General features: G+C 61.2%; 13 protein-coding genes. 1 reads left to right on the top strand and 12 read right to left on the bottom strand.

The window, feature by feature from the left end; translation table 11 throughout:
- Positions 1-5 precede the first annotated feature (5 nt).
- The 7 genes from ureA to urtA form a co-directional block, all read right to left on the bottom strand.
- On the bottom strand, positions 6-308 hold the full coding sequence (gene ureA / locus JWU58_RS24470; protein WP_003221215.1) for an urease subunit gamma: 303 nt from the start codon (positions 306-308) through the stop codon (positions 6-8).
- 156 nt (positions 309-464) lie between these two features.
- Complete coding sequence (locus JWU58_RS24465) at positions 465-1,304, bottom strand: urease accessory protein UreD (RefSeq protein WP_206421127.1); 840 nt, start codon at positions 1,302-1,304, stop codon at positions 465-467.
- A gap of 44 nt (positions 1,305-1,348) precedes the next feature.
- Entirely contained in the window at positions 1,349-2,047 is a 699-nt protein-coding gene (gene urtE, locus JWU58_RS24460; protein ID WP_056787636.1) for an urea ABC transporter ATP-binding subunit UrtE, read from the bottom strand.
- A gap of 121 nt (positions 2,048-2,168) precedes the next feature.
- Complete coding sequence (urtD, locus tag JWU58_RS24455; protein ID WP_125917526.1) at positions 2,169-3,038, bottom strand: urea ABC transporter ATP-binding protein UrtD; 870 nt, start codon at positions 3,036-3,038, stop codon at positions 2,169-2,171.
- Positions 3,035-4,114, bottom strand: coding sequence for an urea ABC transporter permease subunit UrtC (urtC, locus tag JWU58_RS24450; protein WP_110644924.1), 1,080 nt, complete (start codon positions 4,112-4,114; stop codon positions 3,035-3,037). The genes urtD and urtC overlap by 4 nt, the downstream gene beginning before the upstream one ends.
- Positions 4,114-5,616, bottom strand: coding sequence for an urea ABC transporter permease subunit UrtB (gene urtB, locus JWU58_RS24445; RefSeq protein WP_206421126.1), 1,503 nt, complete (start codon positions 5,614-5,616; stop codon positions 4,114-4,116). The genes urtC and urtB overlap by 1 nt, the downstream gene beginning before the upstream one ends.
- Positions 5,617-5,853: 237 nt before the next feature.
- Positions 5,854-7,119, bottom strand: a complete 1,266-nt coding sequence (gene urtA, locus JWU58_RS24440; RefSeq protein ID WP_016771886.1) for an urea ABC transporter substrate-binding protein — start codon at positions 7,117-7,119, stop codon at positions 5,854-5,856.
- Between the two features lie 301 nt (positions 7,120-7,420).
- Here urtA and JWU58_RS24435 point away from each other — a divergent pair, with 301 nt between their 5' ends.
- A complete protein-coding gene (locus JWU58_RS24435; protein ID WP_206421125.1) occupies positions 7,421-12,229 on the top strand; it encodes a DUF4329 domain-containing protein in 4,809 nt (1,602 codons plus the stop codon).
- 45 nt (positions 12,230-12,274) lie between these two features.
- Here JWU58_RS24435 and JWU58_RS24430 read toward each other — a convergent pair whose 3' ends face one another.
- The 5 genes from JWU58_RS24430 to JWU58_RS24410 all read right to left on the bottom strand — a co-directional run bounded on the left by JWU58_RS24430 (position 12,275) and on the right by JWU58_RS24410 (position 17,398).
- A complete protein-coding gene (locus tag JWU58_RS24430) occupies positions 12,275-13,648 on the bottom strand; it encodes a PepSY-associated TM helix domain-containing protein (RefSeq protein ID WP_206421124.1) in 1,374 nt (457 codons plus the stop codon).
- Positions 13,649-13,798: 150 nt separating this feature from the next.
- Positions 13,799-15,919 (bottom strand): TonB-dependent copper receptor, encoded by a 2,121-nt coding sequence (locus JWU58_RS24425; protein WP_123443915.1) that lies wholly within the window; start codon positions 15,917-15,919, stop codon positions 13,799-13,801.
- Between the two features lie 84 nt (positions 15,920-16,003).
- Complete coding sequence (locus tag JWU58_RS24420; RefSeq protein WP_123443914.1) at positions 16,004-16,450, bottom strand: DUF2946 domain-containing protein; 447 nt, start codon at positions 16,448-16,450, stop codon at positions 16,004-16,006.
- A 21-nt stretch (positions 16,451-16,471) separates the two neighbouring features.
- A complete protein-coding gene (locus tag JWU58_RS24415) occupies positions 16,472-16,951 on the bottom strand; it encodes a copper chaperone PCu(A)C (protein ID WP_123443913.1) in 480 nt (159 codons plus the stop codon).
- Between the two features lie 48 nt (positions 16,952-16,999).
- Complete coding sequence (locus tag JWU58_RS24410) at positions 17,000-17,398, bottom strand: DUF2946 domain-containing protein (protein ID WP_123443912.1); 399 nt, start codon at positions 17,396-17,398, stop codon at positions 17,000-17,002.
- Positions 17,399-17,764 lie beyond the last annotated feature (366 nt).

The raw sequence follows: 17,764 nt of genomic DNA, 5'->3' as shown, positions 1-17,764 counted from the left end.
CGGCCTCAGACGATCGGCTGGTGAACGGTGACCAGTTTGGTGCCGTCGGGGAACGTCGCCTCGACCTGGATTTCCGGGATCATTTCCGGGATGCCTTCCATCACTTGTTCGCGGCTGAGCAGGGTGGTGCCGTAATGCATCAGCTCGGCCACGGTCTGGCCGTCGCGGGCACCTTCGAGCAGCGCGGCGGAGATGTAGGCCATGGCTTCCGGGTAATTGAGTTTCACGCCACGGGCCAGCCGCCGCTCGGCGACGAGGCCGGCGGTGAAGATAAGCAGCTTGTCTTTTTCGCGTGGGGTCAGGTCCATGGTTCGGGTTCCATCAGGGCAGATTGAAAAATTATCTGATTGCGCACATCCCCTGTGGGAGCGAGCCTGCTCGCGAATACGGTTTCATATTCAGCGTATGGGGTGGCTGACATGACGCTTTCGCGAGCAGGCTCGCTCCCACAGTTGGAATGCATTTCAGGTGTTCCAGATTCGGGGGGGCATGGCCTCGCGCCCCAGCATCACAGGTCTTAGCAGTCGCCATAAATCAATCAGCCAGGCGCGGGCGAGTAACGCCTCACCGGCCAGACACCGCGCCACCAGCAACCCTGGCAACTGCGTCAAGTCTCCACGCACTTCGTGCCCCAGCGAGCGGCAGCGCTCCAGCAACTCGGCGTCTATCTCACCGGTCACCAGCATCGTTGCGAACACCGGATTGCCATCCAGGCCGATCGGCGAGTCGAGTAAACCGTCCGCACCGACAATGCGCTGCCGTTCGTGCCAGAGCAACTGACCATTGCGGCGGATATCCAGGTGCGCCTGAAAATGCCCGAGGTCAAAACGCTCGCCGCTGGCCGGACGACCGAGCGCCACCACGTCCCAGTAGAACAGCCGCGCATCGCCTTCGAGCTCGATCGTTGTGCTCAACTCGGCCTGCGCGGCGCTGTAGACGATGGTTTCCTGCGGCAGCCATTCCAGGGTCGCGCCGGCAGCGACTTGCAAGTCGAGCTGCTGATAAGCCGGCCCGCCCGCGCGATACCACTTGGCGGCGCCGGGGCTGGTGATCTGTGCCCAGGCGTTGTGCTCGACGCGCGCGCTGATATCGAGCCGATCACCACCGGCAATTCCGCCCGGTGGGTGGACGATGATGTGCTGGCAGACCTCGGGGCCTTCGGCGTACAGATGCTTTTGCACCCGCAGCGGGCCGAGGTGGCGGCGCATGACCGGGCGCGTGCAATCGCCGAAACGCGCGTAGGCCAGTTCCAGCTCGGCATGCCAGCTCGGGGTAAACAGGGCAGGTGCAACAATCGAATTCATGGTTTTGTGATTATCGTTAGGAAGCTACAGATTAGACCGGCGCGTTAGATCGTGACCAGCCCGCGTACACCTTCGGCCTCCATATTTTCACCGCGACCCTGCTGGACGATCTCGCCCCGCGACATCACCAGGTATTGATCGGCCAGTTCTGCAGCAAAGTCGTAGAACTGCTCGACCAGCAGAATCGCCATGTCACCGCGCGCCGCGAGCTGCTTGATCACCGCGCCGATTTCCTTGATCACCGACGGTTGAATGCCTTCGGTCGGCTCATCAAGAATCAGCAGGCGCGGGCGGCTGGCCAATGCGCGGCCGATCGCCAGTTGCTGTTGCTGACCACCGGACAGATCGCCGCCACGGCGCTGCTTCATTTGTAGCAGCACCGGGAACAGTTCGTAGATGAAACCTGGAACTTCTTTGGCTTCTGAGCCTGGAAAGCGCGACAGGCCCATCAGCAGATTTTCTTCTACCGTGAGGCGCCCGAAGATCTCACGGCCCTGCGGCACGTAGGCGATACCGGCATGCACACGTTGATGCGGTTTGAACGTGGTGATCGGTTTGCCTTCCCAGTTCACCGCACCTTCCTTGGCCGGCAGCAGGCCCATCAGGCATTTGAGCAGGGTGGTCTTGCCCACGCCGTTACGGCCGAGCAGGCAGGTCACTTCGCCGACTTTCACGTCAAAGCTCAGGCCGCGCAGGATGTGGCTACCGCCGTAGTATTGATGAAGTTGTTGGACCTGTAGCATCGGAACTCCGTTAGTTGGGCTTCAAGCTTCAAGCTTCAAGCTTCAAGCCGAAAGCAAGGGCAGGGCGGTATGACAGGGCTTTTACTTGCAGCTTGCAGCTTGCAGCTTGCAGCTGGCCGATTCATCGTCCCAAATAAACCTCAATTACTCGCTCATCGGCCTGCACTTGCTCAAGCGAGCCCTCGGCCAGCACGCTGCCCTGATGCAGCACCGTGACGTGGTCGGCAATCGAGCCGACAAAGCCCATGTCGTGCTCGACCACCATCAGCGAATGCTTGCCCGCCAGCGATTTGAACAGCTCGGCGGTGAACTCGGTTTCGGCGTCGGTCATGCCCGCCACCGGTTCGTCGAGCAGGAGCAATTGCGGGTCCTGCATCAGCAACATGCCGATCTCGAGAAACTGCTTCTGGCCGTGGGACAACAGCCCGGCCTGGCGATTGACCGAGGTGGTCAGGCGAATCGTCTCGAGCACTTCGCTGATGCGTTCCTTCTGCTCGCCACTCAAGCGCGCACGCAAACTGGCCCACACCGACTTGTCGGTCTTCTGCGCCAGCTCCAGGTTTTCAAACACGCTCAAGGCTTCGAATACCGTCGGTTTCTGAAACTTGCGGCCGATGCCGGACTGGGCAATCTGCACTTCGCTCATCTGCGTCAGATCCAGGGTTTCGCCGAACCAGGCCTTGCCGTGGCTGGGCCGGGTCTTGCCGGTGATCACGTCCATCAGCGTGGTCTTGCCCGCGCCGTTGGGGCCGATGATGCAGCGCAGTTCGCCGACGCCGATGTACAGGTTGAGATTGTTCAAGGCACGGAAGCCATCGAAGCTGACGCTGATGTCTTCCAGGGTCAGGATGGTGCCGTGGCGCGTATCGAGGCCCGGGCCGACGCGCTGGCCGAGGCCGATAGAGTCGCGGCTGGTGCCTTCGTCCTTGTTCGGTTCGACGGGGAAAAACGCCGGCTCCAGCATGAATTCAGCACTCGCTGTGACTCTCATTGTTCACCTCGTTTCTTCAGCAGACCGATCACGCCTTTGGGCAGGTACAACGTCACGACGATGAACAGCGCACCGAGGAAGAACAGCCAGTATTCCGGGAAGGCCACGGTGAACCAGCTCTTCATGCCGTTGACCACGCCAGCGCCGAGCAGCGGCCCGATCAGCGTGCCGCGCCCGCCAAGGGCGACCCACACCGCCGCTTCGATCGAGTTGGTCGGCGACATTTCGCTGGGGTTGATGATGCCCACTTGTGGCACGTACAGCGCTCCGGCGAGACCGCACAGCACCGCACTCAGCACCCAGACGAACAGCTTGAAACCCCGCGGATCATAACCGCAGAACATCAAACGGTTTTCCGCATCGCGCAACGCCGTCAGCACTCGGCCGAACTTGCTTTGTGCCAGGCGCCAGCCGATGAACAGGCTCGCCACCAGCAACAACACCGTGGCCAGAAACAGCACCGCGCGGGTGCCCGGTTCGGTGATGCCGAAACCGAGAATGGTGCGGAAATTGGTGAAACCGTTGTTGCCGCCAAACCCGGTCTCGTTGCGGAAAAACAGGAGCATGCCGGCGAAGGTCAGGGCCTGGGTCATGATCGAGAAATACACGCCCTTGATCCGCGAACGGAAGGCGAAAAAGCCGAACACCAGCGCCAGCAGACCCGGCGCCAGCACCACCAGACACATGGCCCAGATAAAGCTGCTGGTGCCGGTCCAGTACCACGGCAATTCGCTCCACGACAGGAAAGTCATGAACGCTGGCAAGCCATCGCCGGCCGCCTGCCGCATCAGGTACATGCCCATCGCGTACCCGCCGAGGGCGAAGAACAGACCGTGGCCCAGCGACAGCAGGCCGGCATAGCCCCAGACCAGATCCAGCGCCAGGGCGACGATGGCGTAGCAGAGGATTTTGCCGACCAGGGTCAGCGTGTAGGCCGAGACGTGCAGGGCATTGTCTGGCGCGAGCAGTGACAGCAGCGGCAGAACGATCAGCAGCGCGAGGATCACCCCGCCGACCGCGAGCGTGACTTTCGGCCCGGCCTTTTGTGTGGCCGTGACTAACAGAGGCTGGTTCATCAGTCGATCACCCGTCCTTTCAGTGCGAAGAGGCCTTGCGGACGTTTCTGAATGAACAGAATGATCAGCGCGAGGATCAGGATCTTGCCGAGCACCGCACCGATCTGCGGTTCGAGAATCTTGTTGGCGATGCCCAGGCCAAATGCGGCGAGCACGCTACCGGCCAGTTGGCCGACGCCGCCGAGCACCACCACCAGGAACGAGTCGATGATGTAGCTCTGGCCAAGGTCGGGACCGACGTTGCCGATCTGGCTCAGCGCCACGCCGCCCAGCCCGGCGATGCCCGAGCCGAGACCGAAGGCGAGCATGTCCACGCGCCCGGTTGGCACGCCGCAGCAGGCGGCCATGTTGCGGTTCTGGGTAACGGCGCGAACGTTGAGGCCGAGGCGGGTCTTGTTCAGCAGCAGCCAGGTCAGCACCACCACGAACAATGCGAAAGCGATGATGACGATGCGGTTGTACGGCAGCACCAGATTGGGCAGCACTTGAATACCGCCGGACAGCCACGCCGGGTTGGCCACTTCAACGTTCTGCGCCCCGAACAACAAACGCACAAGCTGGATCAGCATCAGGCTGATGCCCCAGGTCGCGAGCAGGGTTTCCAGTGGTCGACCGTAAAGGTGGCGGATGACCGTGCGCTCCAGCGCCATGCCAATGGCGGCGGTGACGAAAAACGCCATCGGCAGCGCGATCAGCGGATAGAACTCGATGGCCTGCGGCGCGTAACGCTGAAACATCAGCTGCACGACATAGGTCGAGTAGGCGCCGAGCATGAGCATCTCGCCGTGGGCCATGTTGATCACCCCGAGCAGGCCGAAGGTGATCGCCAGACCGAGGGCAGCGAGCAGCAGAATCGAGCCCAGCGACATGCCGCTGAAGGCCTGGCCGAGCACTTCGCCAATCAGCAATTTGCGCTTGACCTGAGCGAGGCTGGTTTCGGCGGCGGTGCGCACGCCGGCATCGCTTTCCACGCCCGGTTCGAGCAGACCTTCGAGGCGCGTGCGTGCCAGCGGGTCGCCGGTTTCACCGAGCAGACGTACCGCCGCGAGGCGCACCGCCGGGTCGCTGTCGACCAGTTGCAGATTGGCCAGCGCGAGGCTCAAGGCGGCATGCACGCTTTCATCTTTTTCCCCGGCGAGCTGCCGGTCGAGAAATTTCAGCTGCGCGGGTTTCGCGCTTTTCTGCAATTGCTGCGCGGCGCCCAGACGGATCTTGCTGTCAGCGGCGAGCAATTGATGGCTGGCCATCGCGGTGTCGATCAGACCCCGCAGGCGATTGTTCAGGCGCAGGGTTTTCGCTTGGCCGCCGATCGTCAGCTCGCCTTGTTGCAGGGCGTTGAGCAATTCGATACGCGCCGGATCGGGCTGCGCGGCCCAGGCTTCCAGCAGTTTGGCCTGTTGCATCGGATTGGCCGCGACGAAGTCTTCGGCATCGCCAGCGTGGGCCAGGAGTGGCAGCAACAGTGCGATGGCACAGATAAATCGGAAAAGGGCAGTGGGCATAGTCAGTCGCCTTGACGCGGACATTGTGGGAGCGAGCCTTTGTGGCGAGGGGATTTATCCCCGCTCGGCTGCGAAGCAGTCGTGATATCGGTCGACGCGATCGATCTGATACACCGCGACTGATGGCGTTGGGGCTGCTTCGCAACCCATCGGGGATAAATCCCCTCACCACAAAGGTCCGCTCTCACAGGGAATTGCATCAGCCTCACGCCAGGCGCGAGACTGACATCCGGTGACTCAGTTGCTCTTCACCGCATAATCCGGCTTCTTGTCGTTGCCCTGAATGTACGGGCTCCATGGTTGCGCGCGGATCGGGCCTTCGGTCTGCCACACGACGTTGAACTGCCCGTCGCTCTGGATTTCGCCGATCATCACGGGCTTGTGCAGGTGGTGATTGGTCTTGTCCATGGTCAACGTGTAACCGGACGGCGCAGCAAAGGTCTGCCCGGCCAGTGCTTCGCGCACTTTGTCGACGTCAGTGGATTTGGCTTTCTCGACCGCCTGCGCCCACATGTGGATGCCGACGTAGGTGGCTTCCATCGGGTCGTTGGTCACGGCTTTATCGGCGCCCGGCAGGTTGTGTTTCTTCGCGTAGGCTTTCCAGTCCGCGACGAATTTCTTGTTCGCAGGATTCTCCACCGACTCGAAGTAGTTCCACGCCGCGAGGTTGCCCACCAGCGGTTTGGTGTCGATGCCGCGCAGTTCTTCTTCACCGACCGAGAACGCCACCACCGGTACATCGGTGGCTTTCAAGCCCTGGTTGGCCAGCTCTTTGTAGAACGGCACGTTGGAGTCGCCATTGACGGTCGAGATGACGGCAGTCTTGCCGCCGGCCGAGAATTTTTTGATGTTGGCAACGATGGTCTGGTAATCGCTGTGCCCGAACGGCGTGTAGACCTCTTCGATGTCCTTGTCGGCCACGCCTTTGGAGTGCAGGAACGCGCGCAGGATCTTGTTGGTGGTGCGCGGGTAGACGTAGTCGGTGCCGAGCAGGAAGTAGCGCTTGGCGCTGCCGCCTTCTTCGCTCATCAGGTATTCAACGGCGGGGATCGCCTGCTGGTTCGGCGCGGCGCCGGTGTAGAAGACGTTCGGCGACATCTCTTCGCCTTCGTACTGCACCGGGTAGAACAGCAGGCCGTTGAGCTCTTCGAACACCGGCAACACCGATTTACGCGACACCGACGTCCAGCAGCCGAACACCACTGCGACCTTGTCCTGGGTCAGCAGCTGTCGGCCCTTTTCGGCGAACAGCGGCCAGTTGGAAGCGGGGTCGACCACCACCGGCTCGAGCATCTTGCCGTTCACACCGCCCTTGGCGTTGATCTCGTCGATGGTCATCAGCGCCATGTCCTTGAGCGACGTTTCGGAGATCGCCATGGTCCCGGACAACGAATGCAGAATCCCGACCTTGATGGTCTCGGCGGCCTGGACAGTCCAGGTCATGCCCATCGCGGCAATGGATGCCGTGAGTGTGAAAGCCTTGATCAAACTGCGACGCTTCATTGTGCGATCTCCATGAACATTCGATTTTTTCTGGTTGGCAGATGCGAACGACTGAAAGTGTGTTTTGCAAAGGCTGTGCCCGGTCGCGTTCAAGCAAGAAAATGTCGTGCCAGAGCGCTTGCGCGCTGTGGGCGTGCACCAGGAGGGGACGGTAGTCGGGCGGTGGTGCGTCCAGTTGCGCCAGATTGGGGCGCGGACTGTCGCGCAGATGCGGATACAGAAACGATAAACATGTACCACAGCAGGTGAAAACCGACGGCCCACACTCACGCGCTCATCCCGATTCTCAGCGCAGGTTTTTATGAGTCATGTCTCAGGCCGATCCGGTCGTACCGCAAGTTCTTCAGCAACGTTCAAGCTGCCGCCACTGAGCCCGGCCTTTCTGACTGAAGAGGACGCCGCCTATTGGGTGCACACGCGGATTCCACTGAACCCGGACAAAGAGTACGGCAGTGTGATCCTGCTGCGTCCGGACGGGAAATTGCTCGCCACTTCACCCATCGCCGGGCAAGCCACGGGTTTTGACTTCGGCACAATTGTGCAGACCGATGTCCTTGGCGGCATGCTTCATCCGCTGGGCTACCGGTGCGTCGCCAGCGTTCACAGCCATCCGCCGATCCATGCCGAGTTCCGCAATGGCAATCGGCGTCAGGATGAAACGCTGCTCCGGCTGTTCATGAGTTTCTATTCAGGCGGCGATTTCATTGGCGATGTGTCGGCGCGGGATTTTTTCCGCAGCGCTTACCTTTCAGGCCCGGATGGCAGCTTGCTCAAATACGTCTCGAGCGGCTCGCCCGAGGAACGCGACTACTTCTTCTGGCAGCAGTCCGGCGGGCCGTCGGGCCATCCGGCGGGGGCCTATGACGTGATGGCGGTGATCAACAAGCTGGCGACCGTGGGTGAACTCAAAGTCATTGTTTCGAATGCCGACTGGGGTTACTCGGTGGGGCGCGTACCTGCGGACTGGAAGGCCGGCGCGTCGTTTTCAAAGGGTGCAGTCACCGAACTGCCGCTGATGACCCGTGTCTGCGTCAATGCCGAACGCGCCGTGCTGGCCGCGTTGAAATCCAGAGGCGCGCAGACGACGGGCCTGATATTGAAAAAATTGGTTGGCGAGGAGTATGTGGCCACCCATGCGCGGCCGGCCGGGCTCGCCGCTTGGGATCCTGAGCGAATATTTCCGGTTGATGCCCAAGGGCAATTGCAGCTGCCCAAGGGGTATTTGCTGGAGGGCTTTTACTTTGCCTCGCGGCCCGACCCGGCACAGTTTCCACCTGGCCAGCCGTGGCTCTACGAGAACTTCTTCACGCCCCGGGAGATCGCCTGGGCTATTGAAGCGAATGCTCGCAGCCAACATCTGGCGCAAGCAGGGCGTGCGTTGTCGCTGTACATGCGGGCGCAGGATCATGCGATGTTGAAGTACCGCTTCAGCGGCGATTCGATCGAAGCGGCACTGAGCGTTACGCAGTCGGACGGCACGGTCAGTGACAATGGTGTGCAGGCAAGGCTGTTGGCCGGCACACTGGATACCCGCGCATTTGTTTCGATGCTGGTACTGGCCGGGACCCTGGAGGTCGTGCGCGGCAGTGCGTTGTGGGCGCATCTGGGGCCGGTGGATCTGCAATGGCAGCCCTTCGCCAATTTCCCCTGGCCGCGATTGAGCCGGGCTTTTCTGGCGGCCGATGATGCGGTTCGCCATGCCCATGAGCTCGTGGGCATTCGCCGTGATCAGCAGTACGCGGGGTATGTTTTTCAGCGTAGCGACAAGCGTTTCGTGGTGACCGAACCCTTGCCCGGGGATATCGATACGCTCAGCCAGGGGCGGCTTTATCCTCTGGACAATCACGGTCGGCCGGTGTTTCCAGACGACCACACCATGCATGCGCGTTATGTCGCTCACGTTGCGCTTTCGCAACTTGACCCGGTGCATATCCGGTATCTGCGCTGGACCCGTGCCGAGGCTCTGCTGGATGTGCAGATGCTCAACGTTGACGAGCTGCGGCAGACCCTGGTCGACGGGATCGCTCTGTATTGCTCTGGTGCCGGCGACAGCCTGATCAGGTTCCAGCCCTACACCACCATCGTCGCCAGGGAGCTGGCCAGACGCCTCGGCACTGGCAAGCACCCGGGCGAGCTTGTCAGTGCGCTGCGCAACGGCACTGAACGGCCACAGGCCTTTGTGCGTGAACAGGCGCAGGCCGGCGTCTTGTTCAACCTGATCGATCACGCACTGTGGGGCTATCGCGGGCAAATCGGCGCTGACTGGAGCCTGCCAATAGCGTCAGTGGCTGAACCAGGCGAGTCTGAGCCGCCGCTGCCGACGTTACCGAAACCGTCATTGCCAGATCTTTCTTTGCAGCCATATCCGCCAACGCAAGTGCCTGCGCCTGGCGCTACAACAATGCCGTGGAAGCGTCCTGCGAGGATTTTCTTTGGTGCGGTGTTTTCCTCGGCGGACGAGGCAGCACTGAGTCAATCCAGTACTGACGTGCATTTGCACGACGAGAAGAAAACCTGGTTCGGCTTCATTCTCAAGCACGTGGGGCGGGAGGAATACATCACCAGCGAGCTGATACCCGTCAGCGATAGCGGCACTAATCTGTTTCGTCAGGAGTCGGTGTTCAGTTCCAGCAGGACAGCTCCCTGGTATCAGTACCCGGATGGCTTCGACCTGCATGCCGTGTATTACATGCACCAGCGAATCGGGGAAACCTTGCGCCATCCCCAGGACTGGCTCGCGCATTACTTCGTCACGCCAGAGACGCTGACCGTTGCCATGTATCTCTCCGAGCGGCGCCCGGTCGTCGCCACTGGCCGGCACAGAACTTTGTATATCGCCACTGGTGATGGTGCTCTGCTCAGGTATGTGTTCAACAGCTCCAGCAAGTTGTTCTACGACGACAGCTCGCAGACGACGCTGCAAACGCTCAAGGACGATCTCGCTGCGCAAAAGCTGTTGCCATCCGACTTCGTGCACACCGTGGTCGACAGTGGTCAACTTGACGTGCTGCGTACGAGTCTGTGCTGGGACCGGCCGGGTTTGGTCAAGAAAACCTGGCAGCCTTACGCAAATCTGCAGCGACGCGCCCTGGGGCCGGTTTTTCACAGTGCCGACGATGCGGCGGTGCATGCCCGATCGCTGTTGCCGCAGAGCACCGACAAGCTCTATGGCGGTGTCATTCTGAAACGCTCCGACGGCCTCTACGTCGCTACCTCGCCGATTGAAGTGACACGCGAAAATTTCGACAGTAGCGAGATCATCGCCGACGAGACTCGCGCTGCCGGACTGTTTCCAGAAAATTGCCGGATCGTTGCGCGTTACCGCTCCAGAGTCCCGAGGGAGCTGTCGGTAGCGTTTTCGGCCATCGACAAACAGATCTACTTGAACATGCTGTCGGTCGATACCTTGTACTCGGCATTCACGCGCAAGCCTGTGGTCTGGGATGAATACCTGTTTGCGCCGGACGGTGCGACGATTCGCTATCAGCCTGGATTGTGGGAGCGTCTGCGCGCCGATCTGTCGATTGCCCTGACGGCAAGCAATAGCCTGCCCGCATCACTGGATGGCGAGACCATCAAGCAGCGCCTTTACAGCGGTGAATTGAAACCGATCGACTGGATAGACTCGCTCGGCAGAACAGGTTATTTGCAGGTCGTCACCGGTAGTGACCTGTGGGGCCTGCCCCGGCAAGTATCGCGCTGGGTGCCGTTCTCAGCCGACCTGCAGATCGTGACGGATTACAGCAAAGCCGCTACTGCGGCGGTGTGCGGCCCGTTATACCTTCAGGCGGATGCGGCCGCTCGATATGTCCATGAGCTGGCGGTGAGCCGCGATACGCAGACTTTCGGCGTCATCCTGCGCTCGGTCGGCGGTGTGTTTCTTGCCAGTCTGCCGCTGACTGCACAACGGTCTGCGCTGGCGCTGGATCGGATCTTCGAGCACGGGCGACTGCCATCAGGCTTTCTGCTGGATTCGATTTATCTGCGCGCCGTCCTGCCGCCGCTTGGCGCACGATCCACGGATATTCGGCATGTGCTGATCATGCCCAGCGAAGTCCAGCAGGCGTGTCGACGGGCCAGTACGCCACAGGGTTACAAGCCGATCTACTTCTCCTGCGCCGACGGAGCGCTGCTGAGGCTGCAACTGCACGCGTTCGAGCCCGGTACATTCTTCGACCGGTTCGGGCAAGTGGAATTGCGCCCCAACGCTTTTGTGTCAATGGAGCAGGCGGCGATTGATGAACGCAACAACAGCAAGGGCACTTTCAGCCTTGTCGAATACGTAAATCGGATGGCGCGAGCCGGTGACCTGCATGTCATTGAAACCAGCGCCTGCTGGTCTCGCCGTGGTCGGGTCGAGGAGGGCTGGCAACCGGGTCTGGCCGAGATATCTCGTGAGCGCCACTGGCAAAATCATCCGGTTCCGGCGCTGGGACCGATCTTCCAGCATCCCGACGATGCTGCCCGCTATGCCCAGCAACGGACCGACAATGAAATACTCGCTCGGACCGGCTATGAGGGCGCGGTTCTCGGGGAAGACTCCGGCCAGCGCTTTGTCCCGCTGGAGCCTGTTGCGTGGTTCGCCAACGAGGAAAATCTTCGTCTGCGTCTTTTCCGTACTGCCGAGGACCCTGCGACCGACTGGCGCCGACCGGCACCGCGCTTCCCTGACGGTTATGCCGTCGTGGCCAGTCATCAATTCAGCCTGTCGGGCAATACCTTGCTGGTCGCTGACAACGAACAGATCCGCAGTAATTTCGCCGAACCCGCGCTGGTGTATGCACACACCCACGAGTTGAAAAACCAAGGTTTCGATATTCGTGGGTATTACTACTCCACGCCCGGCCATGAGTTGCTCAAATACACGCCAGTGTACTCAGACGCCGAACGGGATCTGCTGCTGACCCGTTCGGTCGTTTATGAAAACGGGCAATGGGTCAGCCGCCTCACGCCTGGGCAATTTGTCTCCCGACTCCTGCAATTGGGCGAATTTCAGGTGTTGGTGGCAGGCGCGTATTGGCGCCATACCGGGCACCTGGGCAGTGGTTGGCGAACCCGTCGGCAGCAGCCGACGGCCGAAGGTGCCGTGCGGATCAGAGATGAGTTGTAATTCGCATGCCGAGTCGAGCGCGGGCCACTGAGCCCGCGCCAAATATCAGCGCGGTAGATCGACGGTGCGCCGGGCGACTCGTGGCAAGACGAACCGGTCAAGCAACCACACGAACAGCAGCGAAGCCCCCACCAGCGGAAACACCACCGCCAGCACCAGCATGATCGCCACGCCGGTTTTCCATGTCGGCAAATCATGGCGCAACGGCGGCACACCGAACTTGCCTTCAGGCCGGCGTTTCCACCAGATCACTACACCACTGACGGCGCTGAGCAGAATCATCAGGCAGATCAGCAGCACAACGATCTGGTTGAAGGTGCCGAACATCTTGCCTTCATGCAGCATCACGCCGATTTCGGTAGCGCGAGCAACGGTGCCGTAGTGCTTGAAGCGCACATCGGCGAGGACCTTGCCGGTGTACTGATCGATATGCAGGGTGGCGTCGTTGCGCGGGTCATCGGCGAATACGGCAATGGTGAACACTCCGGTGGCGGTAGTCGGCAGGGTGATGCTGTAGCCGGGCTCGACCTTGCGCTCACTGGCGATGTTCTGCACATCCTGCAGGCTGACTTCGGGTGCTGCGGGGCCGGCATGGGCGTTGCCGTGATTCATGTGTTCGGCGTGGTCGCCGGACATCGGCATCGGTGTGTTTTCCATCGCCCACGGCACGGTCTGGCGGGTCGCGCTGTTGAGGCTGCGTGCCTCGATGTCGGAGGTCGGCACGTTGTCCCACATGGCGGCGGGAAACACGTTCCACACCTGCGCGTATTGCTTGCCCCAGAAACCGGTCCAGGTCATGCCGCTGAGCAACATCACCAGCAGCAATGTCGCGCCCCAGAACCCGGTGACCGCATGCAGATCGCGCCACAACACTCGACCGCGGCTGTTCAAACGCGGCCATAGAATGCCCGCCGCCTGACCGCGCGGCCACCACAGAAACAGCCCCGAGACCACCAGCACCACGCCCCAGCCAGCGGCCATTTCGATCAGCCGATCGCCGACCGTACCAATCATCAATTCGCCGTGGATCGCACGGGCGATGGCTTGCAGATTCTGCTTGGCATCCTGCTCGCCGAGGATGTCACCGTGGTACGGATCGACGAACACGTTGAGTTCGTGACCTGCATTTTTCACCACGAATTGCGCGCTGCGCTCGGCATTCACCGGCGGCAGGTACTGGGTGACCTGGCCCTGCGGATAGGCAGCTTTCACCCGTTGCAGCAAGTCATCGGCCGGCACCGTGTGGTGCCCGACCGGTACTTCGAGCAGGCTGCTGTACATCAGCAAATCGAGCTGCGGTTTGAACAGATAAATGATCCCGGTCAGGGCCAGCATCACCATGAACGGTGCGACGAACAGCCCGGCATAGAAATGCCAGCGCCAGGCCAGGTTGTAGAAATTGGGTTGAGGCTTTTGCATCACGTGTGCTCCGCTTGGCTTGGTTCTTTTCGTTGTCTGTTTACCTGTGGGAGCGAGCCTGCTCGCGAAGCGGTTGTTCAGTCGATATCAATGCCGACCGTGGCGCCGTCTTCGCGAGCAGGCTCGCTCCCGCATGGGTAGGTGTTGGTGTCAGAAACTCATATCCACTTTGGTCCAGAGCGTGCGCCCCGGTTCATTAATTGCCTGTGGGTCATTGGCCGGGTAACCGAACCCGGCGTTGCCAGCCAGGTTCAGGTGCTCGGCGTAGGCTTTGCCGAACAGGTTGTCGACGCCGCTGCTGACCTTCCAGTGCTGGTTGATGCGGTACGCGCCGTTGAGCGAGAACACGCCGAAGCCGGAGCTCTGGGCGTAATCCTTGCCGACCACGTTGCCCTTGTTCGCGTCGATCCGGTGCTGCGCGGCGACCACTCGCCAGAGTGCGCCGGCGCTCCAGTTGTCTTGGCTGTAGGTCAGGCCGAAACGCGCATCCAGCGGCGGCATCTGCGGTAATGCCGAGCCGTCACTGCTGTTCTTGCCCCAGGCGTAGGCCAGGGTCGCATCGGCTTTCCAGTTGTCGGTGAGGTTGTAGGCAGCTCCCAGTTCGCCACCCATGATCCGCGCGTCGATGTTCTCGGCGCGCGAGGTGCTCATGCCCATCATTCCCGGCGTGTAGTCGAACAGGATGTAATCGCGTACCACACCGATGTAACCCGAGGCCCAGGCTTCGAGGTCGGCGCTCCTGTAGTTCACGCCAAAGTCGAACTGCGTGGTCTTTTCCGGTTTGATCGAGTCGAACGCATTGACCGATCCTGCCGGGCCGGACTTGGGTGAAAACAATTCCCAGTAATCCGGAAAGCGTTGCGCGTGGCCGAGGCCTGCATAGAGCGTGGTCGGGCTGTCGGCGAGGTCATGCTCGTAACGGATGAAGCCGCTGGGCAGGGTGTCGGCGCGGGTGTCGTCGGCGGTCGGGTTGGGGCGGGACATCATCCCCGACCCGGTGGTCTGCCGGTAATCCTTGGCCGAAGCGCGATCCACCCGTGCGCCAGTGATCAAGCGATCACGCTCGGCGGCGTACCAGGTCATTTCGCTGAACACGCCGTAATTGTGGAAATCGGCGTCCTTGCTGTACGGCAGGTCCTTGTAGGTATCGATGCCCATTGAGCTGCGCTGGCGGTGCTCGTTGGTCTGTGCGTCGAGTCCGGTGATCAGCTGAACATCAGCCCAGCGCCAGGTTGCTTTGATCCGTGCACCGAGGGTACGGCGGTCGACGTTGGACGCCATGGGCCCTGCCATCATCCCGGTGCCGGACGGGGTGCGCAGGGTGTAGTTATCCATCACATGGTCGGCGTAGTTGTAATAGACCTGTGCCTCAAGTTTTTCCAGCACCTCGCTGATGTTGGATTTCTCGAAACGCAGGCCGAGGCTTTCGCGCAGGAATTGCGAACCGTCCATGCCGCGCCCGGCATACCGCGCCTCGCCGTCGCCCTTGCCGGCGGTGAGTTCGATCAAGGTGTCGGCATCCGGCGTCCAGCCTAGTGTGACATCGCCGTTCCACTTGTCGTAGCGCGAGGCGACGAGGTCGTTGTTGCCATCGCGGTAATCGTCCGAATGCGCGGTGTTGCCGATGACTCGCACGTAGCCCAACGGACCGCCGGCAGCCGCGTCGACAACCTTGTCGAAACGCCCATGCGAGCCCGCCAGGAGGCTGGCGTTGACGCGCGTGCCGAGTTCGCCGAAGTTCTCCGGTTCTCGGTCGAACAGCACCGTACCGGCCGATGCGCCCGGCCCCCACAGGACAGTCTGCGGACCTTTGATCACCGTGAGCTTGTCGTAGGTTTCCGGCGAGATGTACGAAGTCGGCGCGTCCATCCGGCCAGGGCAAGCGCCGAGCATCATGCTGCCGTTGGTGAGGATGTTCAGGCGCGAACCGAACATGCCGCGCAGCACCGGATCGCCGTTGGTGCCGCCATTGCGCACCAGAGCGAAGCCGGGAATGGTCTTCAGGTAATCGCCGCCGTCACTGGCCGGCACCGGTTGGCGCGGATCCTTGGGGTTGGTGACGATCGTCAGTGGCGAGCTTGGGGCGACTGCAGTGATCACCGTCGGGCTCAGTTCATTTTCGTGGCCAGCGTGATCGTCGGCCAGCGCCAGCGGAGTCAGCAGTACGCCGCAAAGGACGGCAATAGCGTGCCTGCAACGAATCCGCGATTCGCTCAGGGCAAAGTGCGCGCGGGCAGATTCCGCGCAGGGGACAGCAGTAAACCTGGACATGACAATTTCCATCGAACAGTCGTAAACACCACGGCCGGCAGCGTGGAGCTGTCTTCTCAACCGTGTGCAATCAGAGGTGTGTGTTTACGCGGCGATGGGCGGGGCGCGGGTGCGGGCGCCGGGGAAGAAGGGTTGGCGGGCATGGCCCAGACGCGGCGAGGGTGGGGTGAAGGTGTTGGGTGGCGTGATGTTGAAAGCGACGAAATCGCCGCCGCCGGTCAGTGCCGGGCAATTGAACAGCAGGCTGCAATAGCCGCATTTTTCCCACAGCACGTGATGCGAAGATTGCGGCGGGCAATGCTCGGCAGCAGGCTGGGCGTCATGGCCGCTGTGATCCATGCCGGGCATGTCCATCGACATGTCCATGCTCATTGGCATCGACGTCGAGGCGTTTTGATCCATCGGCATCGACTGAGAAATCAGTGGACCGATGAAGATCATCAACATGGCGAACAGGGCGATCCAGCTGCCACGCGTCAGCGCTTGAGTCTGACGGTGATGCGGGACGGGCCTGGCGCGCAACGGACGCATGGGCGAAGTCAGCCGAAACGGTTACTGAGCGTGCACGTGGCCCTGGGCGGATTCCGGCGCTTTCTTCTGCACGGCAACTTCAACGCAGACGTCACCTGCTTTTTCGAAATGCAGGGTCATCGGGAAGCGCTTGCCGTCGCTGAGCAGACTGCGATCGCTCGGGTTGAGCAGCATCACGTGATAAGCCATCGGCGCGAAGGTCACGGTGCCGCCGGCGGGGATTTGCACGCTTGGCACTTGCTGCATCTTCATCAGATCGCCCTGCATGACGTGCTCGTGCAACTGCGCTTGTGCAGCGATGGGCGAGTCGACGCTGAGCAGGCGATCGGCGCTTTTGCCGGTGTTGTGAATGATGAAATAGGCGGCGACGGTCGGCGCATTCGGCGGCAGTTCCTGCGACCACGGATGGGCGATTTCCAGCGCACCCACCTTGTATTCGTGGGCATGGGCAAAGCACGCCGGCAACAACAGCGCAGCGAGGACGAAGAGTTTCTTCAACATGGCAGTTCTCCAGAGCGATTTGAAACGCGGATTTGTGGCGCGAACCAATCAGACCAGAGGGGAGGCACGGGGATTGAGACTCGGCCATTGCTGGCGCGGCGTCGGGGTTTGCAGGGAGACGGGCGCAACGCTGCGGTTGCTTTCAAATGGCGCGAAATACAGCTGCGGCGAATGCCCCGGCAGCGCCAGCAATGGCGCCCCACCTGAGCAACACCAGCAGTGCTGCATGTTCGAATGGTTGTCGTTTTGCGGGGCCTTCTGATCCGTGGCACCGATGTCGATCGCCATCATCTTCATGCCGCTGCCGGTGCAGAAACTGCTCCAGAGTATCTGCTCGGCCGGTGAACTGGCCGCCTGCGCCATCGCCCCGCTCAGCGGCATGGCGAGCATGTTGAACAGCACTGCAAAGCAGGCGATCCAGGCAAATGCTAACCGGCGTCGGTTCATGGGACAGGTCCGTTGGGTGGGCGATCAGGCGCGGCCCATTTAGCCTGATCAGGGCCGATAAGTAAAAAAGCGTCGTGCGGTTTGGTGTCGCAGTGCTTGCTGCAAAAGTTGTAACAGCCTGCGCCCCGTTTCGATTTCGCCGTTATGAATGAGTGTAGCGGCTTCGATTCGCAATGCCTGGGCGAAATCCGCATCGGTCTCTATTCGTGCTCGTATGGTCTGCATAACGTCTCGACCTGCTGCTCGGTTAAGTTGCCCATCTCCCGAGTCTTCCAGTTCACAGCCCTTGATGTATTGGCCCAGATCCGCTGGGGGGTTTCAGGTAGTCCCGAACGTCTTCGCGAGCAGGCTCGCTCCCACAAAGGG

The sequence above is a fragment of the Pseudomonas atacamensis genome (genome assembly GCF_017167965.1).
GTDB classification, from domain to species: domain Bacteria; phylum Pseudomonadota; class Gammaproteobacteria; order Pseudomonadales; family Pseudomonadaceae; genus Aquipseudomonas; species Aquipseudomonas atacamensis.
This window is presented reverse-complemented; position numbering and strand designations above follow the sequence as displayed.